The organism is Streptosporangium sp. NPDC004379 (genome assembly GCF_042873875.1).
In the GTDB taxonomy this organism is placed as follows: domain Bacteria; phylum Actinomycetota; class Actinomycetes; order Streptosporangiales; family Streptosporangiaceae; genus Streptosporangium.
Genome location: NZ_JBIAMC010000005.1, coordinates 184,163 through 203,950, shown reverse-complemented (window position 1 = coordinate 203,950; position 19,788 = coordinate 184,163). Strand labels below are relative to the sequence as shown.

At 73.7% G+C, this 19,788-nt stretch carries 18 protein-coding genes; 4 read left to right on the top strand and 14 right to left on the bottom strand.

Going from position 1 to position 19,788, the window contains the following annotated elements; all coding sequences use genetic code 11:
- Nucleotides 1–12 precede the first annotated feature (12 nt).
- Nucleotides 13–498: a hypothetical protein gene (locus ACFYSC_RS13155; protein ID WP_389960634.1), complete on the bottom strand. Its 486-nt coding sequence runs from the start codon at nucleotides 496–498 to the stop codon at nucleotides 13–15.
- A 159-nt stretch (nucleotides 499–657) separates the two neighbouring features.
- On the opposite strand from ACFYSC_RS13155, the gene ACFYSC_RS13150 reads away from it, so the two are divergent.
- Nucleotides 658–1,287 (top strand): thymidine kinase, encoded by a 630-nt coding sequence (locus tag ACFYSC_RS13150; RefSeq protein ID WP_389960632.1) that lies wholly within the window; start codon nucleotides 658–660, stop codon nucleotides 1,285–1,287.
- A 97-nt stretch (nucleotides 1,288–1,384) separates the two neighbouring features.
- Here ACFYSC_RS13150 and ACFYSC_RS13145 read toward each other — a convergent pair whose 3' ends face one another.
- From ACFYSC_RS13145 to ACFYSC_RS13085, 13 genes are all read right to left on the bottom strand, one after another.
- Nucleotides 1,385–2,308 (bottom strand): carbohydrate ABC transporter permease, encoded by a 924-nt coding sequence (locus ACFYSC_RS13145; RefSeq protein ID WP_389960630.1) that lies wholly within the window; start codon nucleotides 2,306–2,308, stop codon nucleotides 1,385–1,387.
- Nucleotides 2,305–3,267 carry a carbohydrate ABC transporter permease gene (locus tag ACFYSC_RS13140; RefSeq protein WP_389960628.1) on the bottom strand — a complete coding sequence of 321 codons (963 nt, stop codon included), beginning with the start codon at nucleotides 3,265–3,267 and terminating at the stop codon, nucleotides 2,305–2,307. Before ACFYSC_RS13140 ends, ACFYSC_RS13145 begins: the two co-directional genes overlap by 4 nt.
- Before the next feature lie 20 nt (nucleotides 3,268–3,287).
- Nucleotides 3,288–4,697 (bottom strand): ABC transporter substrate-binding protein, encoded by a 1,410-nt coding sequence (locus tag ACFYSC_RS13135; protein ID WP_389960626.1) that lies wholly within the window; start codon nucleotides 4,695–4,697, stop codon nucleotides 3,288–3,290.
- Between the two features lie 135 nt (nucleotides 4,698–4,832).
- On the bottom strand, nucleotides 4,833–5,732 hold the full coding sequence (locus ACFYSC_RS13130) for a hypothetical protein (RefSeq protein ID WP_389960624.1): 900 nt from the start codon (nucleotides 5,730–5,732) through the stop codon (nucleotides 4,833–4,835).
- 26 nt (nucleotides 5,733–5,758) lie between these two features.
- On the bottom strand, nucleotides 5,759–6,085 hold the full coding sequence (mnhG, locus tag ACFYSC_RS13125; RefSeq protein ID WP_389960622.1) for a monovalent cation/H(+) antiporter subunit G: 327 nt from the start codon (nucleotides 6,083–6,085) through the stop codon (nucleotides 5,759–5,761).
- Between the two features lie 79 nt (nucleotides 6,086–6,164).
- Nucleotides 6,165–6,428, bottom strand: coding sequence for a monovalent cation/H+ antiporter complex subunit F (locus ACFYSC_RS13120; RefSeq protein WP_362929673.1), 264 nt, complete (start codon nucleotides 6,426–6,428; stop codon nucleotides 6,165–6,167).
- Nucleotides 6,425–6,973, bottom strand: coding sequence for a Na+/H+ antiporter subunit E (locus tag ACFYSC_RS13115; protein WP_389960619.1), 549 nt, complete (start codon nucleotides 6,971–6,973; stop codon nucleotides 6,425–6,427). The genes ACFYSC_RS13120 and ACFYSC_RS13115 overlap by 4 nt, the downstream gene beginning before the upstream one ends.
- A complete protein-coding gene (locus tag ACFYSC_RS13110; protein WP_389960617.1) occupies nucleotides 6,970–8,700 on the bottom strand; it encodes a Na+/H+ antiporter subunit D in 1,731 nt (576 codons plus the stop codon). The genes ACFYSC_RS13115 and ACFYSC_RS13110 overlap by 4 nt, the downstream gene beginning before the upstream one ends.
- Nucleotides 8,700–9,515 (bottom strand): Na(+)/H(+) antiporter subunit C, encoded by an 816-nt coding sequence (locus ACFYSC_RS13105; protein ID WP_389960615.1) that lies wholly within the window; start codon nucleotides 9,513–9,515, stop codon nucleotides 8,700–8,702. The genes ACFYSC_RS13110 and ACFYSC_RS13105 overlap by 1 nt, the downstream gene beginning before the upstream one ends.
- Nucleotides 9,512–12,307: a Na+/H+ antiporter subunit A gene (locus ACFYSC_RS13100; RefSeq protein ID WP_389960613.1), complete on the bottom strand. Its 2,796-nt coding sequence runs from the start codon at nucleotides 12,305–12,307 to the stop codon at nucleotides 9,512–9,514. The genes ACFYSC_RS13105 and ACFYSC_RS13100 overlap by 4 nt, the downstream gene beginning before the upstream one ends.
- A 133-nt stretch (nucleotides 12,308–12,440) precedes the next feature.
- Nucleotides 12,441–13,223: a carbon monoxide dehydrogenase subunit G gene (locus tag ACFYSC_RS13095; RefSeq protein WP_389960611.1), complete on the bottom strand. Its 783-nt coding sequence runs from the start codon at nucleotides 13,221–13,223 to the stop codon at nucleotides 12,441–12,443.
- A gap of 82 nt (nucleotides 13,224–13,305) precedes the next feature.
- Complete coding sequence (locus tag ACFYSC_RS13090) at nucleotides 13,306–14,475, bottom strand: zinc-dependent alcohol dehydrogenase (RefSeq protein WP_389960609.1); 1,170 nt, start codon at nucleotides 14,473–14,475, stop codon at nucleotides 13,306–13,308.
- A 9-nt stretch (nucleotides 14,476–14,484) separates the two neighbouring features.
- Nucleotides 14,485–15,813, bottom strand: a complete 1,329-nt coding sequence (locus ACFYSC_RS13085; protein ID WP_389960607.1) for an SRPBCC family protein — start codon at nucleotides 15,811–15,813, stop codon at nucleotides 14,485–14,487.
- Nucleotides 15,814–16,163: 350 nt separating this feature from the next.
- Here ACFYSC_RS13085 and ACFYSC_RS13080 point away from each other — a divergent pair, with 350 nt between their 5' ends.
- From ACFYSC_RS13080 to cydB, 3 genes are all read left to right on the top strand, one after another.
- On the top strand, nucleotides 16,164–17,021 hold the full coding sequence (locus ACFYSC_RS13080; protein WP_389960605.1) for a polysaccharide deacetylase family protein: 858 nt from the start codon (nucleotides 16,164–16,166) through the stop codon (nucleotides 17,019–17,021).
- Between the two features lie 148 nt (nucleotides 17,022–17,169).
- Entirely contained in the window at nucleotides 17,170–18,600 is a 1,431-nt protein-coding gene (locus ACFYSC_RS13075) for a cytochrome ubiquinol oxidase subunit I (protein WP_389960603.1), read from the top strand.
- A 13-nt stretch (nucleotides 18,601–18,613) separates the two neighbouring features.
- The gene (gene cydB / locus ACFYSC_RS13070) at nucleotides 18,614–19,552 is read left to right on the top strand and encodes a cytochrome d ubiquinol oxidase subunit II (RefSeq protein ID WP_389960601.1); all 939 of its coding nucleotides are present in this window, start codon (nucleotides 18,614–18,616) and stop codon (nucleotides 19,550–19,552) included.
- Nucleotides 19,553–19,788 lie beyond the last annotated feature (236 nt).

Below are 19,788 nucleotides of genomic sequence, written 5' to 3'. Positions count from 1 at the left end.
ACCGACGCGCGGTCAGCGGCGGCGCGGGCTCATGATCGAGCCGATCACCGCGTCCGCGTCGTGCGCGTGGACCTTCGCGGCCAGCCGGATGGCCATCTCGTTGGTACGGCGCAGCTCCGCCTCGGCCCGGTCCTTGCCGGACTGGCCGACCTGGACGCCGAAGTAGGCGCCGATGATCGCGCCCGACACCCCGACCAGGCCGGCGAACGGTGCGGCGCTCTCACCGGCGCGCAGGGCGATCACGACGAACGCGACGAGGATGACCAGCAGTCCGGTGAGGACGACGTAGAACCCGTAGCGCCAGCGGGCCGCCTCGGCCTTGGCGGCGACGACCTCGTCCTCGGTCATCATCGCGGTGAGCGCGGGGATCTCCCCGGTCTCGGCGGCCCTGGCCGGACCGGCGCCCGAAGGCGCAGGGGCGGTCGCGGCGGGTTTCCGGCCCGTGGAGTTCCTGTCGACGCCGTCGACGGGGGGCATGGAGGGTTTCGTGGTCGTCACGGGCTCTCCCACTCTCTCAAGGTCAAAAGGGGATCTCCCTCTCTGTTCACATGGTGCCGGATCCGGCCGGACTCGGCCGTACCGGCAAAGGACCTGTTAATTCCTACCAGCGCACCGTCCGCCCAAACACCCCGCCCCGACCCACTAGGCTGGCGGCCCGTGACCGAATCGTCCGCGCTTTCGACCGTTCCCCCCAGAACCCGGGACGGGGTGCTGCGCTTCTACTTCGGCCCGATGGACTGCGGCAAGTCCACCCTGGCCCTGCAGATGAACTACAACCACGGCCGTCAGGGCAGGCGCGGTCTCGTGCTGACCAAGCACGACCGCTCGGGCGGGCCGAAGGTCACCAGCCGGATCGGGCTCGACAGCGAGGCCATCGAGGTGGAGGACGACCTCGACCTGATGGCTCTGGTCCGGCGGCACGAGCCCGTCGACTACGTCGTTTGCGACGAGGCGTGCTTCTACACCGTGGACCAGATCGAGCAGCTCGCCGACCTCGCCGACCACCACGGCGTCGACGTCTACGCCTTCGGGCTGGCCTCGGACTTCCGGTCGCAGATGTTCCCCGCCGCCCAGCGCCTGTTCGAGCTGGCCGACGAGATCAGCCGTCTGCAGGTCGAGGTCCTGTGCTGGTGCGGGCGTCCCGGCCTGCTGAACGCCCGCGTGGTCGGCGACAAGATGGTCCACACCGGCGAGCAGGTCGTCATCGGCGACACCGACGCCGCCCCGATCCGCTACCGGGTGCTGTGCCGGCGGCACCACCGCGCGGGCGACCTCGGCGGGAGCTGACCGGGCCCGGCGTCCTCACCGGGCCACCAGACCGCCGGGCCACCGCCTCCGGGTCGCCGGGGCCGCCTCTCTCCGTGGCCCCGGCGGAAGGGGCGGGTCAGCCCTTCTCGGCGCCGCTGGTCAGTCCCTCGGTGAGCAGCCGCTCGGTGAACAGGAACAGCAGGACCACCGGCACCGTGATGATGACCGATCCGGCCATGAGCGTGGTGGTGGGGACCTCCGCGCCGCCGGACAGCTGGGACAGCCCCAGCGACACGGTCCACCGTTCCCGGCGGTCGACGAGGAAGAGCAGGGCGAACAGGAACTCGTTCCAGGCGATCATGAAGACGAACAGGGCGGTGGCGATGACGGAGGGCATGGCCAGCGGCAGGCTGATCCGGCGGATGACGCCGAGCCGGCCGAGGCCGTCCACCAGGCCCGCCTCCTCCACGCTCTCGGGCAACGCGTCGAAGTAGTTGCGCAGCATGTAGACGGCCACCGGCACCGTCTGGGCGACGTAGACGAGCACCAGGCCGGCCAGCGAGCCGCGCAGGTGCAGGCGGGTGAGGAGCACGAAGAGCGGGATCGCCACGACGATGCTCGGGAACAGGTAGACGGCCAGGAACAGGACGCCGACCTTCCGGCGGCCGAAGAACGGCAGCCGGCTCACCGCGTACGCGCCGGGGATGGAGACCAGGAGGGTCGCCAGCACGCAGCCGACGGCGACGAGGGTGCTGTTGCCCAGCAGGCCGAGGAAGCCCTGCCCTCCGGCGTCCACCGGGGCCAGCACCTGCCGGTAGGTGGACGTCGTGAGGTCGCCGAGGGCGGTGAACACCGCCAGCGGGTCCCGCAGCAGGTCGCTGATCGGCCGCACCGACAGCGCGAGCATGTAGGCGAACGGGACCAGGGTGGCGACCAGCGCCAGGACGATCACCACCGGGCGGGCGACGCCCAGTGCCGTCCGCTCGACGCGGTCCCGGCTCCAGGGCCGGCGCGCCGGGCGGGCGGGGGCGGCCGCCCGGCTCTCCTCTGCGGTCGTCACGGTGACTCCTCTCCGCGGCGCCGCAGCAGCCACATGTAGGCGCCGATGAGGACGACGAGCACGGCGGCCAGGACCACGGACTGGGCCGCGGCCGCGCCCACGTTGCGCTGCACGGTGAGCAGCTCGTAGACCCGCACGCTGACCACCTCCGTCCCGGCGCCGCCTCCGGTGAGGAGGAAGACGTCGTCGAACTCGTTGAACGTCCAGATGGTGCGCAGCACCACCAGCACCGCGATGACGGGCATCAGCTGCGGGAGGATCACGTGGCGGAACGACTGCAGCGGGGTGGCGCCGTCCACGGTGGCGGCCTCCTCGACGCTGTGGGGCATCGCCTGCAGCCGGGCGAGCAGGAACAGGAACGCGAAGGGGAAGTACCGCCACCCCTCGAACGCGATCAGCGTGAGCAGCGCGGTCGGCACCGTGAGGTGCAGACCCAGGAGCGACAGCTCGCCCGTCGGCTGGGACAGGAACGCCACCGGGTCGTCCCACCCCAGCAGGCGTGTGCCCACGGCGTTGACGATCCCGAACTCGGGGTTGAGCATGACGCGCCACACGAAGGTCACCGCCACCACCGGGGCGATGTACGGCAGGAGCATGGCGGCCCTGACGAGTCCCCGGCCGCGGAAGGGCCGCCGGAGCGCCAGGGCCACCGCCAGCCCCAGTGAGACGGACAGCGCCGTGGCCCCGGCGGTGTAGGCGAGCGTGGTCACCAGGCCCTCCCCCAGCTCCTCGGAGGTGAGGACCCGCTGGAAGTTGGCCAGGGTGAGGTTCTCGAACAGCCCGACCCGCCCGATGCTGAGCAGGCGCATCCGCTGGAACGCGATGAGCAGCGACCACAGCAGCGGGACGACCACGATCGCGAGCACGATGACGAGGGTCGGGGAGATGAGCAGGAGCCCGGTGCGCGCGTCCCTCCTGCGGAGGCCGCCCGCCGGTTCCTCCGGGCGGTTCTTTCTCATGGGGTCGCCTCCCGGGCGCGTCAGGAGCCGATCTCTTCCTTGAGGGACCTGACCTTGCGGGCGGCCTCGCCGGCCGCCTTCGCCGGGTCACCGCCCGAGCCGATGAGGTCGGCCAGCGCCCTGGGGACGATGAACTGGCCGGCGGCGGCCCCGGCGAGTTCGCCCTGTCCCTGGGAGACGCCCCAGCGGGCGAAGGACTCGGGGCTCTTCATCACCGATTCCAGGACGTCCTCGCCGTAGAAGCGTGAGAGGGGCTCCTTGCGGTCCACGCCCGCCTTCATGTCCTTCCAGGCGGTCAGGTAGCGCCGCGGGTCGTCCTCGGTGCCCTGCCGTACCGGGACCTTGCCCTCGGGGGAGACGGCGAGCCACTTCTCGTAGCCGTCGCCCATCATGTATCCCACGAACTTCCGCGCCTCGGCGCTCGGGGCGCCCTTGACGACCGCCCAGGAGACGATCTCGCCGAAGGTGACGGGGGCCGTGCCCTTCGGGCCGCGCAGCGCGCTGACGACGCCGGTGTTCTTCGCCAGGAAGGTCTTGTCGTCCTTGCACTCCGGGCAGGAGGGCAGGGCGTCGTCGCGGAGCCCGGCCAGCTCGTCGAGCAGGAAGGACGACCAGATCGTCATCGCGGCCCTGCCGGAGAAGTAGGACGCCCTCGTGGTGTCGGCGTCCTGGTTGCCGCGCACCGAGTGGTCGCGGAGCAGTCCGGAGTAGAACCCGAACGCCTCGGCGCAGCCGGGGCTGTCCAGGGCGACGTCGCCGTTCGCGCCGACCAGGTCGCAGCCGTTGGCCAGGGCCAGCGACTCGAAGCTCTGCTGGGTGAAGGAGTCGCCGGGCGCGGTGCCGGCGACGATACCCGTCGTGCCGTCCCTGCCGAGCGTCCGGGCGGCCTTGCTGATCGCGTCGTAGGTGTCCGGGGCGGCCAGACCGGCCTTGTCGAAGAGGTCCTTGCGGTAGAAGAGCAGCTGCGCCCATCCGTCGCTGGGCACGGCGAGCTGGGCGCCCTTGCCACGGGTCAGTTTCAGGGCCTGCTCGGTGAAGGTGCCCTCCCCCAGGTCGCCGACGACGGCGGCGGCGGTCTCGGTGTCGAGCAGGTCGTCGGTGAGCAGGCGGTTGACGGCCGTCAGCGGGAGGGCGCCGATCACGTCGGGCAGGTCGTCGGCCGCGGCGGCCGACGACAGGACGCTCGTGAGCTGGTCCTCGGCGACCGGCACCAGCTTGGCCGGAACCCCGGTGGCCTTGGTGAAGTCGGCGAGGATGCGTTTCTGCGCCTCCACCCGGTCGGCGACGTCCTCGACCGTCCAGACCGTCAGTGACCGGTCGGAGCCGTCGCCCTCCCCTCCCTCGCCCCCCTCTCCTCCGCAGGCCGACAGGAGGACGGCGACCGGCAGGGCGAGGGCGAGGAGTCGTGTCCTTCGGCGGAACATCGTCATGTTGTCCTTCCGGCCGCCGCCTCCGGCGGACGGCCGCCGCGCGGCGCGGCCCGCGGACACCGGACGGAGCGCGAGAGATGGGGTGAGGGAGCGCTCCTCTGCCCGGCGTTCCACCGATGAAACGGACAGCCGCTATCAGGACATGTCAGCGATGTCCGAAAGCCGGGCGGCGAGCCGGTCGACGTCTCCGTCGACCAGCGCGGACACGGCCCGCCACCAGGCGAACCACTCCCCGCTGCGCCACATCCAGTCGACCCGGTCGACCGCCGCCACCACGTCGCCCCTGGTCCGCCACGGCTCACCGGCCTGCCGCGCGGAGGCGCCGTTGTCCAGGGCCCAGGCGCGCAGGGTCCGGGCGGCGGCGTCGTCGACGGGCTCGGCGTAGGGGTCGGGGTCCTCCCCCAGCGGGTGCGGGCCGAGGCCCGCCGCCACACCCCAGCTCCACTGGGCCTCGGCGGGGCGGGAGTAGCGCAAAGAGTCGAAGTCGAGGTTGGAGCCCAGTTCACCGTCGGGGCGCCTGACCACCAGCGCGTCGAGCCGGCCGCCCGCGTCGAAGGCGACGACGAGGCGCCGGCCGGGCTCGGCGTCCCGCGGCAGGCCGACGCGGTCCTCGGCCTGCCAGGAGTTCAGGTCGGCCGCCCCCGCCGGCGGGCCCCACGCCTCGTCGGCGGCGTCGTCGGCGATCCAGGCGGCGAGCATCTCCAGCACGGTCAGGTCGGTCCACGGGTCGATGGCGGTCGCGGCCGACAGCGCCTCGTCCGGCGCGGGCAGCTTGTCGCCGCGGGCCCGCCGCCACCACTCCTCCCCCAGGTCGCGGGTGCCGACCAGCAGGGCGGCCACCGCCGAGAGCTCGGTGGAGCGGCGGGTGAGCGGCGCTCCGCGCGCCAGTTCCGCGCATCGCTCGACACGACCGGCCCCCAGCGCCGTCTCCGCCTCGCGGAGCAGGGCGCCGGCCTGGGGTCTCTCCGTGCCCAGCAGACTCGTGACGAGCCTTCTGGCCTCGGTCCGGGCATCCTCCGCACGTGCCTCCCGCATACCCGCCACGTTACGCCGGAGGACCCTCAGGCGCGAGGCTCACCGGGCGGGATGGCCGTGCCGTCCTCCGGTGCGCCGCCGCGGTAGGCGGCGCGGCCGACCATGTAGGCGGCCACCGCCGCCGTGATCACCTGGAAGACCGCGGCCAGCAGCAGCGGCCCGGCCGTCGCCCAGGTGGGACGGCGCAGCCACATGGCGAGCAGCACCAGATGCAGGCTGAGCACCTGGGGTTTGGTCGCGGCGTGCATGCGGGCGAGGGTGGCCGGGAAGCGGACCATCCCCACCCCGGCGACGAACGCCAGCGCGGCGCCCAGCAGCAGGCACGCCGCGGCGGCGGCGTCCAGGACGGTCACCGCGCCCGCCCGGCTGCGAAACCGGCCGTGATCACCGCGGCGGGGGCCGCGACGGGGACCGCCCGCCCCCCGGCCGCCGTCACCGCGCCCGCCCGGCGAAGAACCTGGCCAGCGAGACCGATCCGACGAACCCCAGCAGGGTCAGCACCGGCAGCAGCGGCAGCGCCGAGTACTGGCCGCGAGCGACCGCCGCCGCGCCGATCACGCACATCACCACGGCGGTCATGACGTCCAGGGCGATCGCACGGTCCAGCATGGACGGGCCGCGCACCAGCCGGTACAGCGTCATCGCCGCCGCGCCGCCGAGCAGCGCCAGTACCACCGGGTACACCATCGCCGTCATCGCAGTTCCTCCCTGTCGGCGGTGGTGCCGAAGGCCGCCACGATGCGCGCCTCCAGCTTCGCCACATCCGCCCGTACCATCCCCTGCACATCGCCGGTGGGCCCGAGGACGTGCAGGAGCAGTTCCCCCTCCGTCAGGCGGGCCTCCAGCACGAGGCTGCCGGGCAGCGCCGACAGCGCCACCACGGTCAGCACCGCCATCACCTCCGATGAGGTGCGCAGCCGTACCTCGACGATCTCCATCGGCGGCACCGTGCCGAAGCGCAGCGCCCAGAACGCGACCCGGGCGCTGGAGACCACCAGGTCGGCGGCGAAGCCGGTCAGGAAGACCAGCAGCCCGACCGGGTGGACGCGCAGCGCGGGCTCGCGGGCCGGCAGTGGCAGCAGCCAGACGACGGCCAGCGCGGCGAGCAGGCCGCCGAGGATGTTGGCGACGCTCAGCTCGCCCCACAGCAGCAGCCAGACCAGCGTCAGCCAGGCCACCGTGCGGGGCGGGACGGGCCTGCCGAGCAGCCGGGGCGCGCGGCCGCCGTCCGGCCGGCTCACCGGCCGCCCCCCAGGACGGCCGAGACGTACGGCTCACGGGCCAGCAGCTCCGCGGCGGTCCGTACGGTGAACGCGCTCAGCGGCCCGGCCAGCACGGTGTAGGAGAGGCCCAGCGCCACCAGCGCGGCCGTGGCGCCGATCATCGGGAGAGGCATCCGCACGCTGGTGACGATCTCCCGGCCGGTGATCCCCTCGGTGCCCCGCGCCCGGCCCGCGCCCGGCTCCCCGGAGCCGGGTCCGCCGGGTCCGCCGGAATCGCCGGCACCGCCCGGCCCCCCGCGTTCCCCGGCGCCCCCGAAGCCTCCCGCGCCCTCCGAGCCCTCCGAACCCTGGGAGCCCTCTGAGCCCTCCGGACCCTCTGAAGGCTCCTCCCCCTCCAGCACGACGCCCGCCCCGGTCACGTCCGGCGGAGGCGTCCGCCAGAAGGCCCTGTTCCAGGTCATGGCCACCGCGTACAGGGTGAGCAGGCTGGTCACCAGCCCCCCGGCGACCAGGATCAGCGCCACCGGGCTCCCGTCGGCCACCCCCGCCCGGACCAGCGCCAGCTTGCCCAGGAAGCCCGACATCGGGGGGATCCCGGCGAGGTTCATCGCGGGGACGAAGAAGAGCACCGAGATCAGCGGCGCGAGGCCCAGCAGCCCGCCCAGGCGGTCCACCGAGGTCGTGCCGGTGCGGCGCTCGATCATCCCGGCCACCAGGAACAGGCTGGTCTGCACGGTGATGTGGTGGACCGCGTAGAGGACCGCGCCGGCCACCCCGCCGACGGAGAAGAGCGCGACGCCGAACACCATGTAGCCGATGTGGCTGACCAAGGTGAAGGAGAGCATCCGCTTGATGTCGGTCTGGGCGACCGCCCCGAGCACCCCCAGCAGCATGGTGGCCAGCGCCGCCCACATCAGCAGGCCGCCCACCGGGCCGCCGGGGAACAGCAGCGCCTCCAGCCGGATGATCGAGTAGACGCCGACCTTGGTCAGCAGCCCGGCGAACAGCGCCGTCGCGGGCGCGGGCGCGGTCGGGTAGGAGTCGGGCAGCCACCCCGACATCGGGAACACCGCGGCCTTGACCACGAAGACCAGCAGCAGCGTCAGCTCCACCAGCAGCCTCACCGAGCCCGGCAGCGGCGTGAACCGCTCGGCGAGCTGGGCCATCGAGACGGTGCCGGTCGCGCCGTAGGTCACCGCGATGGCGACCAGGAACAGCATCGACGACACCAGGGCCACCACCGCGTAGGTGGCGCCCGCCCGGACCCGCGACTCCGTCCCGCCGAAGGTCAGCAGCACGTACGACCCGCTGAGCAGCATCTCGAAGGCGACGAAGAGGTTGAACAGGTCGCCGGTCAGGAACGCGTCGGACACGCCGGCGGACATGATCAGGTAGGCCGGGTGGAAGATCGCCAGCGGTGCGGCCTGCTCCTGGTCGGCGTACGCCTGCGCCTGGGCGAAGATCATCACGCACAGTGTCACCGCCGAGGAGACCGCCAGCATGACGGTGGCGAGCCGGTCGGCGACCAGTGAGATGCCGAACGGCGCCGGCCAGCCGCCGGCGTCCGTCACCAGCGGCCCCCGCCGGTCGGCCGCCACCAGCAGGGCCAGCGACACCGCCAGCACGATCGCGAGGGTGCCCACGCTGATGAGCGCCTGGGTCCGGCGCAGCCGGCCGCCGATGGCCAGCTTCAGTCCGGCGGCCAGCAGCGGCAGCACCACGGGCACGGGGATCAGGGCCTCCATCAGTCCTCGCCCTCCAGGTCCGGGTCGTCGGCCCTGGCCTGCCGTGACCGGTCGGCCCGGATGGCGGCCCGCATCGCCTCCCGGGCCTCGCGGCGGCGAGCCTTGAGCCGTTCGCGGACCTCCCGCTCGCGCTCGGCGAGCTCCCGTTCCCGGCGGGCGAAGTCCTCGCGGATCCGGCGGACCCGCTCACGGCGTTCGCGGCGGGACTCCTCCTCGGCGCGCCGGGTCTCGGCGCGCCGTTCGGCGATCCGCTCGGGGGACTGCGCCTCCCCGTGCTCGCGGACCCAGCGGTCGAGCTCGGCGCCGGCCTCGTCGATCCGCTGCCGCATCTCCCGGGCCTCGCGGCGTTCGCGCTCGTGCCGGGCGGTGTCCAGGCGGGCCAGCTCGGCGCGCTGCCCGGCGACCAGCCTGCGGTAGGCCCTCCGCCGTTCGCGCACCGCCTCGGCGATCTCGCCGCGCCGGGAGCGCAGCCGCACCCGGCGGTCCTCGGTGTCGTCCTGCACCTCGTCGCCGCCGGTGAGCTGCCAGGACCGGTGGACCATGGACAGCAGGAACGCGGTGACGCCCAGGGTGATCACGATGGCGGTGAGCACCATCGCCTGCGGCAGCGGGTCGGCCATCCGGGCCGGATCGGAGACGCCGAGGATCGGCGGTTCCCCCGGCGGGCCGGAGACCGTGACGATCAGCAGGTTCACCCCGTTGCCGAGGAGGATGACGCCGGCCAGCAGCCGCACCAGGCTGCGTTCCAGAAGGAGCGCCGCCCCGACCGCGATCAGGATCGCGGAGGCGGCGATCGGCAGCAGCGGGACGCTCACCGGGTCTCCTCCTCCTCGATCTGCCGGTCCAGCTCGGCGCCCAGGCTGCGCAGGATGTCCTGGACCATGCCGAACACCGTCAGGTAGATCCCGAGGTCGAACAGCAGGACGGTGGACAGGTGGACCTTCCCGACCAGGGGGACTGCCAGGTCGGCGGAGAACGCGCGCAGCGGCGCGCCGCCGAACGCCAGGCCCAGGACCGCGGACACCACCGACAGCACCAGGCCCAGCCCCATCAGCACCCCGGCGCCGGTCGGCGCGGCGACGGCCAGCTCGTACCGGCCCCCGGCGAGATAGCGGACGACCAGGGACAGCCCGGCCACGATGCCGCCGGCGAACCCGCCGCCCACCGAGCCGTGCCCGGTGAACAGCAGGAAGACCGAGACGAGCAGCAGGGTGTGGAAGATCATGCGCGCGATGACCTCCAGGACCGCCGCCCGCTCCCCCGGCGGCAGGGTCGCCGTCAGCCAGTAGGTCCGGCCCGGCGGCCTGCGGTGCCCGGCGGGGGGCCGTTCCAGCGCGTAGGTGCGGCGGCGCAGGAAGACCAGGCTGGTCACCCCCAGGGTGAGGACGACGAGAACGGTGCTCTCCCCCAGGGTGTCCCAGGCCCTGATGTCCACCAGCAGCGCGCTGACGATGTTGGAGGCTTTCGCCTGCTCCGTCGGCCCGGCCAGCAGCGTCCCGACCGGCGTCTCCGACCGCGCGTTGACCGCCAGTGTCCCGGCGCCGGCCGCGACGAGGCCGGTGACCGCCCCGAGCACGGCGCGTACGGCCAGCGGCACCCTGGGCCGCTGCTCCTCCTGCGGGACGATCGGGAGCCTGCGCAGCACCAGCACGAAAGCCACCAGGCTCAGCGTCTCGACGAGGAGCTGGGTCAGTGCCAGGTCGGGTGAGCCGTGGGAGAGGAACAGCAGCGCGGTGCCGTACCCGGTGAGCCCGACCAGCAGCGCGAGCACGACGTGGGAGCGGGCGAACGGCGCGAGGACGGCGGTGACGGCGAGGAGGAGCCCCACGACGGGCTGCTCGGCGCGTTCCCACAGGACGACGGCCGGTCCCACCGTGGTGACGGGCCCGTACAGCAGCGCGAAGACCGCGATGCCCGCCAGGGTGATGAACGCGATCATCAGGTAGTCGGGGAGGGACCCGCGCTGGACGACGCCGGTGAGCTGCCCGGCGAAGCGGTTCATGCCGCGTACGAGCGCCCAGTAGACCCGTCCGGAGTCGATCGTGCGCAGCAGCCGCCCGGCCCGCGCCCCCCGGTCCCCGGCGGCGAAGATCAGCGCACCCCCGGCCAGGGCGGCGGCGGACAGCAGCAGCGGGACGGGCGCGCCGCTCCACAGCGCGAGGTGGGCCTCGTGGCCGGGGTCGGCGAAGGTGGCGGTGTAGGGCTCCATGGCATGGCCGTACCGGGAGGCGAAGAGGGCGGCGACCGGCCCGAGCGCGGCGAGCAGGGCCGGCGGCAGGAACGTCGCGACGCCGTAGTGCGCCATCGGGGTCGGCTCCCGGCCCGGCGGTCCCCCGAAGGCCCCGGCGAGGAAGCGCAGGCTGTAGGCGGCGGTCAGCGCCGAGCCGATCACCACCCCGGCCAGCGTCACCACCTGGGCGGGCCCGCCGCCGAGCAGCGACTCGAAGGCCGCCTCCTTGGCGGAGAACCCGAAGAAGAGCGGCACGCCCGCCATGGAGGCCGCGGAGGCCGTCGCGACCGCGCACAGCCAGGGCGCCGAGCGCCGCAGACCGCTCAGCGCGCGCAGGTCGCGGGTCCCGGCCGCGTGGTCGACGATCCCGACGACCAGGAACAGCGACGCCTTGAACAGGGCGTGCGCGCCCAGCATGGCGGTGCCCGCGAGCGCGGTGCCGCGGGTGGCGGCGCCGAACAGCACGGTCAGGAAGCCGAGCTGGCTCACCGTGCCGTAGGCGAGCAGCCGTTTGAGGTCGTTCTCGCGCAGGGCCCGCCAGCCGCCCAGCACCATCGTGAGCAGGCCGAGCGACACGGCCGCCGCCCGCCACGGTACGTCCTCGCCGAAGGCCGGGCCGAGCCTGGCCAGCAGGTAGATCCCGGCCTTGACCATCGCCGCGGCGTGCAGGTACGCCGAGACCGGGGTCGGCGCGGCCATCGCGGCGGGCAGCCACATGCTGAACGGGAAGATCGCCGACTTCGACAGCGCCCCGGTCAGGACGAGCGCCAGCGCGGCGGGCACCGTCCCGCCGGCCGGCGGGTGCGCGACGAGCTGCGAGACCCGGTAGGTACCGGCCGCCTCGCCCAGCATGACGAACCCCGCGAGCATGGCCAGCCCGCCGAAGGTGGTGACGGTGAGCGCCTGCAGCGCGGCCCTGCGCCCGGCCCGGCTCGCCGGGTCCTGACCGATCAGCAGGTAGGAGAAGATGGTGGTCAGCTCCCAGAACACGTACAGCAGGAGCAGGTCGTCGGCGGCCACCAGCCCGAGCATCGCCCCGGCGAAGGCCGTCAGCGCCCCGCCGAACCTCCCGAGGCCGTCCTCGCCGGCGGAGAAGTAGCGGGAGCAGTACAGCAGCACCAGCGCGCCGATCCCGGTGACCAGCGTCATCATCAGCAGGCCCAGCGCGTCGGCGCGGAAGGACAGGCTCATCCCCAGGGCGGGCGCCCAGTCGTGCCGCGAGGAGACGGGCGCGCCCGTGACGACGGCCCACAGCGTGTAGGCGAACCCGCAGGCGGGCGGGAGGGCGAGCACGAGGAAGGCGTCGCGGCCGAGCCTGCGCACCAGGGCCGGGGCGCACACCGCCGCGACGGCGTGCAGGATCAGCAGCGGCTCCATGGTCTCCCGGGCCCGTCGTCGGCCGACGACCCGACGGTGCCACCGGATCCGCCGCGCCGCCGTACGGGCGCGCGGCCGCTTGACGGGAAAAGTCCCGGTCCTTCACCGGGACATGAGACCCGCCGGGTACGGCTCAGCGGCGGCCGGCGCGGCCCAGCAGCCAGCCGATCACCGCGCTGCCGAGCGCGACCCCGGCGCCCATCCCGAACGCGGCGAGGACCGGCCAGGCGGGGCCGTTCGCGGCGGGTCGCGGGGCGGGGCGGGCGGCGGGACGCTCGAAGACCCGCGGCGCGGCCTGGGCCTGCTCTCCGGCGGGGACGGCCGCCGGGCCGGGCCGGGCGGCCTCTCCGGCGAGGGCCGCCGGGCCGGCCTGGACGGGGATCGCGGCTGTCTCCGGGACGGTCGCCGTGGTCCCGGCGGTCCCGGCGGTCCCGATGACTCCGATCACGGAGGCGGCGGGGACCGCGGGGGCCGTCACGACGGCGGCGAGGTGGTCCTCGACGGCGGTGAAGAACTCTCCCGCGGTCTTCCTCGCCACCGAGCCGAGCATGCGCTGGCCGACGCCTCCGATCATGCCGCCGACCACCGCCTCGGCGTCGTAGTCGACCCGGGTGCCGCCCCCGGCGTCGCTGAGGCGGATCTCGACGGTGGCGTCCACCGTGCCGGGGGCGCCCTGCCCCCGGGCCCGGAGCACGAACCGCTCCGGCGCGTCCGGCTCGGTCAGCGTCACCTCTCCCTGGTAGACGCCCTTGATCGAGGCGACCCCGGCGGTGACCGTCATCCGGTAGGCGCCGGGCCCCGTCTCCTCCAGGCGCTCACAGCCCGGGATCGTGCGCACGAGCACGGCCGGGTCCTGGAGCGCGGACCACACGCGGTCCCTGTCGACGCCGAGCACGGCGCTGCCTGCGACCTTCATCCCAGATACTGTAGGCATCCGCCCGCCGCGCCGGTAGGGCATGTGCCCTCGGCGCGGCGGACGGCGAGGCGGTGGAGCCCCGCTAGGCGGTCAGGACCACCTTGTTGCACTCGTTCTCCTTGTGCTTGAACATCTCGTAGGCCTGCGGGGCGTCCTCCAGCCGCATGCGGTGGCTGATCACGAAGCTGGGGTCGATGTCGCCGTTGCGGATCCGCTCCATCAGCGGCCTCATGTACCGCTGCACGTGGCACTGGCCGGCCCTCAGGGTCAGCGACCGGTTCATGATCGATCCCATCGGGAACTTGTCGACCATGCCGCCGTAGACGCCGATCACCGAGACGGTCCCGCCGTTGCGGCAGGCCATGATCGCCTGGCGCAGGGCGTACGGCCGGTCGGTCTCCAGGCGGGTCGCCTGCTTGGTGCGGTCGTAGGCGTACATGGCCGGGTTGCCGTGGTGGGCCTCCATGCCGACGGCGTCGATGCAGGCGTCCGGGCCGCGGCCGGCGGTCATGTCCCGCAGCGCCTCCATGACGTCGACCTCCTCGTAGTTGAGCGTCTCGGCGCCCGCGCGCTCGGCGTGGTGCAGCCGGTAGGGGAGGCGGTCGATGCAGATGACCCGTTCGGCGCCCATCAGGCGGGCGCTGAGGGCCGCGAACTGGCCGACCGGCCCGGCCCCCCAGACGGCGACGACGTCGCCGGGCTTGATCTCGCACATCTCCGCGCCCATCCAGCCGGTGGGCAGGATGTCGGACAGGAACAGCACCTTCTCGTCCGGCAGGCCGTCCTCGACCTTGATCGGCCCCACGTCGGCGAAGGGCACCCGGGCGTACTCCGCCTGGCCCCCGGCGTAGCCGCCGAGCATGTGCGAGTAACCGAAGATCCCCGACGGGGAGTGACCCAGGACCTTCTCCGCGACGCCCGCGTTGGGGTTGGAGTTCTCGCACACGGAGTACATGCCGTTCTGGCAGGACAGGCAGTTGCCGCAGGCGATCGGGAACGGGACGACCACCCGGTCGCCGACCTTGAGGTTGCGCACCTGCGGGCCCACCTCCACCACCTCGCCCATGAACTCGTGGCCGAGGATGTCGCCCTTCTTCATCGTGGGCATGTACCCGTCGTACAGGTGCAGGTCCGAGCCGCAGATCGCGGTCGAGGTGACGCGGACGACGGCGTCGCGGGCGTTGACGATCCCCGGGTCCGGGACGTCCCGGACCTCGACGGTGTTGCGGCCCATCCAGCATGTGGCTTTCATGTCTTCCCCTCACCCCACCGGCTGGGCGGGACGCTGTACGGCCTGCCGGAGCGCGCGGGTGCCCTCCGGGCTGCCCTCGGAGCGCACCACCTCCCCGGTCTCCATGACCTGCTTGAACCGCCGCAGGTCGTCGTGGACCTGCTGCTCGGGGTGCTCGCCCAGCAGCCGGGCCAGCGCCAGGCCCGCCTTGCCGCCCGGCGGGTCGTAGCTCAGGCTCACCCGCACCTCGGTGCCGCGCCCGCCCGGGGCGTCGGCGAACCGCACCGTCCCGCTGTTGGGCACCGTCGCCCGTCCCGTGGACCGCCACGAGATCAGCTCACCCGGGCGGTCCTCGACGATCTCCGCGTCCCACTGCACGCTTTTGCCGGCCGGGCCCCGCGCCGTCCAGTGCGACCGTCCGTCGCCGGTCACCTCCACCGACTCCAGGTGCGTCATGAACCGCGGAAGGTGCCCGAAGTCCCGCCAGTACCGGTAGACCTCCTCGCGGGGATGGTTGATCGTCACCGCCGCCCGCAGGTCCCGGATCCGATCGCCCAGTTCACGGCCCTCCCGGCCCTCAGGGCCCCGGGTGGCCGTGGTGCGCCGGCCGGCCCGCATCGCGGCGTACACGGCGGCGGCGAGCCCGGTGGCCGCCGTGAGGGTCCCGATGCGGCCGCCTCCGCCGCCGGAGCGGCCGCCCCGGCCGGTCTTCGCGCGGCCGGGCGCCATCATCCGCATCGCGCCGCCCAGGCCGTGCCCGGACGCCGTCATCCGCCTCATCCCGCCGATGCGGCGGCCCGGCGCCATCATGCGCATCGCGCCGCCCATGCGGTGGTGGTCCCCCATCCCGCGGGCGTGCCCGCGGCCTCCCGGGTACGGGATCACGTGCAGGAACTCCCGCCGGCCGGTCGGCGCCAGCATCGCGCGGATCCGGCCGGCGATGCCGCGGCCCGTGCCGGGCGGCGTCATGTGGAGCAGACCCCGCGCCCCGTGCTGCGGGATGACGTGCAGGAATTCCCGGCCGCCGGTCGGCGCCAGCGTCCGCCGCAGGCCGCGGGGAAGTCTCCGGCCGCCCGCCATCGGCATCCCGCTGAGCATGCCCCCCGCTCCGCGCGGCGGGAGCGTGTGCAGGAACTCCCGGCCGCCGGTGGGCATGAGCCTCCGCCTCGGGCCGCGGCCGGGCGTGCCGCCCATCATCGGCATGGCCTGGATGAACTCCCGGCCGCTCGTCGGCGTCAGCCTCCGGTGGATCCGCTCGGCGGTCTTCGGCGCGACGACGTGCGCCAGGCCCAGGCCGAGGCCGGCCCAGCCCAGCACGCGGGCGAGCGGGTCGGCGGTGTGCTGATGTTCATGGGTCATATGGTCCTCGCATGGCTGGTCGCTTCTCCGATTCCGGCCCGCCGTCGGCTCGGCCCCGCGGCCGTTTCCGGCCGCCACGCCGCACCGGCGCCGCCGCCGTCCGGCGCGGCCCGGCAGGCGGGAACGGCCGGTGGCGAACCTCCCGGTAACCGCAGGTATTACCCCTCTGACATGGGAAGACGCTGATTCTCCGGTCCGGAATGGGTCAGGAGATCCCAACATCGCCGGACTCTCCGCCGGCCCCGGCCGCCGGATCTCGTCACCGACAAATGCCCCATATGGCCATTTATGCGATTACCGGTCCCCGGCCCCTGGCAGGATGGTGCGCCATGGCATCGGGGAGATCACGAATGGCCGGGGCGGCGGTCGCGCTCGCGGTCGTGACGGCGGGCGCGGGCTGCGGCCAGGGGAGCACGGGCGCGGACGGCGGCGCGGCGGACGGCAGGGACGGCGCCGCCCGCGCCCCCTCCCCCGCCGTGTCCGCCTCGCCGTCCCCCACCGGCCCGCCCGGGGTGCTGCCCAGGCCGGGCGAGGTGGCCCGGATCCCCGTGCCCGCCGACGGACTGCCGCCCGTGATCAGCTCCATCCCGACCAAGCGAAAGGTCGTCTTCCTCACCATCGACGACGGATGGGAGCAGGACCCGGGGTTCCTGGCGCAGGTCCGCGAGCGGCGGATCCCGATCGCGGCCTTCGTCACCCGCGACGCCGTCGAGGCCAGGGGCGCGACCGACCCGACCGCCCAGGGAGGGAGATACCTCGGCGCCGGGAAGTGGGACTACGTGCGCGACCTGCGCGAGGCCGGGGCGACGATCGAGGACCACACGCTCACCCATCCCAGCATGCCCACGCTCGGCTATGAGCGGCAGAAGGCGGAGATCTGCGGCACCGCCAAGCTGGTCCGCAGGCACACCGGCGAGTCGCCCAGGCTGTTCCGCCCGCCGTTCGGCGCCTTCAACACCCTGACGCGCAGGGCGGCCAAGGCGTGCGGCATGGACGCGCTGCTGCTCTGGACGGCGACCGTGCAGCCGGGCGGGAAGATCGCCTATCAGGTGCCGGACAAGAAGCTGCGCCCCGGCGACGTGCTGCTGCTGCACTTCCGGCCGAACCTGTCCCGCGACTTCCGCGTCCTGGTCAAGAAGATCCAGCGCCGGGGCTTCGAGCTCGGCAACCTCCACGCCTACCTGGAGGCCGCGGGCCGCCGGTCCTGACCCGGATCCGAGCCGGAGTGCGGTCCGGACCGGCCGTGTGACGAAGATCGCATCAGCTCGCGGCACCGGCGCCCCCCTTTGCTCTACACGTTGTAGTACTACTGGAGGTAGCACTACCGCTTGTAGAGCTTTGACCCGTGAGGGGAAGATGGACGCACTGGACCTGGCGCGGTGGCAGTTCGGGATCACCACCGTCTACCACTTTCTTTTCGTACCCCTGACCATCGGCCTGGGCGTCTTCGTGGCCGGCTTGCAGACCGCCTGGCACCGCACCGGCAGGGAGCAGTACCTGACGCTCACCAAGTTCTTCGGGAAGCTCTTCCTGATCAACTTCGCGATGGGCGTGGTGACCGGCATCGTGCAGGAGTTCCAGTTCGGGATGAACTGGAGTGAGTACTCCGTCTTCGTCGGCGACGTCTTCGGCGCCCCGCTGGCGCTGGAGGCGCTGCTGGCGTTCTTCCTGGAGTCGACGTTCCTGGGCTTGTGGATCTTCGGGTGGGACCGCCTCCCCAAGCGCGTCCACCTCGCCACGATCTGGGCGGCGGTGATCGGCTCCAACCTCTCGGCCTACTTCATCCTCGCCGCCAACGCCTGGATGAAGCACCCGGTCGGCTACGAGGTGGTCGGCGGCCGGGCCCGCATGACGGACCTGTGGGCGGTGCTCACCAACCCCACGGCCCTCGCCCAGGTGCCCCACGTGGTCGGCGCGGCGTTCGTCGTCGCCGGCGGGTTCGTGCTGGCCGTCTGCGGCTACCGCGTCCTGCGCGAGCGGCGTCCGGGCCCCGGCCGCGCCGTTCCCCTCCGCCACGACCGGGAGGGCATGTGGCGCGCCCCGATGCGCGCCGCGCTGGTCATGACGGCGATCGCCGGGGCCGTCGTCGCCTTCACCGGCGACGCCTCCGCCAAGCTCCTGAACGAGCAGCAGCCGATGAAGCTGGCCGCCGCCGAGGGACTCCGGCACAGCACGGCGGGCGCGCCGTTCTCCCCCGTGCCCGGGGTGGAGCTGCCCGGCGTGCTCAGCTTCCTGTCCACCGGCGACTTCGGCGCCGTCATCCGGGGCACCGAGGACCTCCAGGCCGCCTACGCCCGGCAGTTCGGCCCGGCCGACTACGTCCCCGACCTGACCGTCGTCTACTGGTCCTTCCGCGTCATGATCGTCTTCGGCATGACGACCGTGGCCCTCTCGGTCCTCGGCCTGTGGCTGACCCGCCGTCGCCGCCGCGACCCGCGCCCGGTGCCCTCCTGGTTCGCCCGCGCCTGCCTGCTCGCCCTGCCACTGCCGACCCTCGCGATGATCGCCGGCTGGCTGCTCAGCGAGATCGGCCGTCAGCCCTGGACCGTCCAGGGCGAGCTGCTCACCGCCGCGAGCGTCTCCCCCGGCGTCAGCCTCGCCGAGGTCGCGATCTCACTGACGGTCTTCACCGTCCTGTACGGCGCGCTCGCCCTGGCCGAGGCCGTACTGCTGGTCCGGCACGTCAAGGCGGGCCCCGAGCCCGCCGCCCCCGGCCCCCTCGCCCCGCCCTCGCGCGACGGCGACGAGGACCGCACCGCACTGCTCCAGCCGACCCTGATGTACTGAGCGGACAACGGACATGGAACTGACGACCTTCTGGTTCATCGTCATCGCCTTCCTGTGGACCGGTTTCTTCGTCCTGGAGGGCTTCGACTTCGGCGTCGGCATGCTGGCCCCGGCGCTGTCGCGGAACGAGGCCGAGCGCAGGCAGGTGCTCGGCACCATCGGCCCGGTCTGGGACGGCAACGAGGTGTGGCTGATCACCGCGGTCGGCGCGATGTTCGCCGCGTTCCCCGCCTGGTACGCCGGTCTGCTCAGCGAGTTCTACCTGCCGCTCACGCTGGTCCTGGTCGGGCTGATCGTGCGCGGCGTCGGCCTGGAGTGGCGGGGCAAGGTGCACCACGCCACGGACCGCCGCTGGTGCGACCTGGGCATCGTGGCGGGCAGCGCGCTCCCGGCGTTCCTGTGGGGCGCCGTCTTCGCCGACCTGCTGCGGGGCGGCGCGGCCGCCGCGCTGGCCGGCGGGATCCTCTCGCTCTCGCTGTTCGCCCTGCACGGCGCGGTCTTCGTCGCGCTGAAGACCACCGGCCCGGTACGGGCCCGCGCCCGCCGCGCCGCGATGGCCGCCTCGGCGGTGGCGCTGCCCGCGGCCGTGGTGGCGCTGCCGGGCATCCCCCCGGCGGGCAGCGGCTGGGCCGCGGCGCCGTGGCCGTGGGCGGGCGCGCTGGCCGCGGTCGCCGCCCTGGCCGCCGGGGTCGCGCTGACCTGGCGGGGCAGGGACGGCTGGGCGTTCACCGCCACCGCCTCCGCCATCGTCCTGACCGGCGCCGCGCTGTTCGCCACCCTCTTCGAAGCCCCCATGCCGGGCATGACCGTCGCCGGGGCCGCCTCCGGCCCCTACACGCTGGGCATGCTGACCTGGATCGGCCTGATCGCGCTGCCGTTCGTGCTCGGCTACCAGGCGTGGACCTACTGGGTATTCCGCAGGCGCCTGGTCGCCGAGGTCTCCCGGGCCTGACTCCCCGGCCCGGGTCTCCCGGATCAGGCCCCCGCTCCGGAGCCTCCCGGACCGGCCCTCGCGTCGGGGTCTCGCGGCCCGGGTCGCCCGGGCCGGGGCGTCCTGACAGCGGGCGGCGCGCCGCCCTCCCCGTCCGCCGCGCCGCCGACGCCGTACCGGGAACACCGTGGCCACGGCCGCCACCGCGGCCGTGGCCGTCTCCACGAGCCCGGCGGCCACCGTTATCACTGTGAGAT

Excerpts from the sequence above, each read along its gene's own strand:
- cydB (WP_389960601.1), top strand. The coding sequence starts at position 18,614 with ATGGAACTGACGACCTTCTGGTTCATCGTCATCGCCTTCCTGTGGACC.
- ACFYSC_RS13140 (WP_389960628.1), bottom strand. The coding sequence starts at position 3,267 with ATGAGAAAGAACCGCCCGGAGGAACCGGCGGGCGGCCTCCGCAGGAGG.
- ACFYSC_RS13075 (WP_389960603.1), top strand. The coding sequence starts at position 17,170 with ATGGACGCACTGGACCTGGCGCGGTGGCAGTTCGGGATCACCACCGTC.
- ACFYSC_RS13135 (WP_389960626.1), bottom strand. The coding sequence starts at position 4,697 with ATGACGATGTTCCGCCGAAGGACACGACTCCTCGCCCTCGCCCTGCCG.
- ACFYSC_RS13095 (WP_389960611.1), bottom strand. The coding sequence starts at position 13,223 with ATGAAGGTCGCAGGCAGCGCCGTGCTCGGCGTCGACAGGGACCGCGTG.
- ACFYSC_RS13080 (WP_389960605.1), top strand. The coding sequence starts at position 16,164 with ATGGCCGGGGCGGCGGTCGCGCTCGCGGTCGTGACGGCGGGCGCGGGC.
- ACFYSC_RS13100 (WP_389960613.1), bottom strand. The coding sequence starts at position 12,307 with ATGGAGCCGCTGCTGATCCTGCACGCCGTCGCGGCGGTGTGCGCCCCG.
- ACFYSC_RS13085 (WP_389960607.1), bottom strand. The coding sequence starts at position 15,813 with ATGACCCATGAACATCAGCACACCGCCGACCCGCTCGCCCGCGTGCTG.
- ACFYSC_RS13120 (WP_362929673.1), bottom strand. The coding sequence starts at position 6,428 with ATGACGGCGATGGTGTACCCGGTGGTACTGGCGCTGCTCGGCGGCGCG.
- ACFYSC_RS13110 (WP_389960617.1), bottom strand. The coding sequence starts at position 8,700 with ATGGAGGCCCTGATCCCCGTGCCCGTGGTGCTGCCGCTGCTGGCCGCC.
- ACFYSC_RS13090 (WP_389960609.1), bottom strand. The coding sequence starts at position 14,475 with ATGAAAGCCACATGCTGGATGGGCCGCAACACCGTCGAGGTCCGGGAC.
- ACFYSC_RS13130 (WP_389960624.1), bottom strand. The coding sequence starts at position 5,732 with ATGCGGGAGGCACGTGCGGAGGATGCCCGGACCGAGGCCAGAAGGCTC.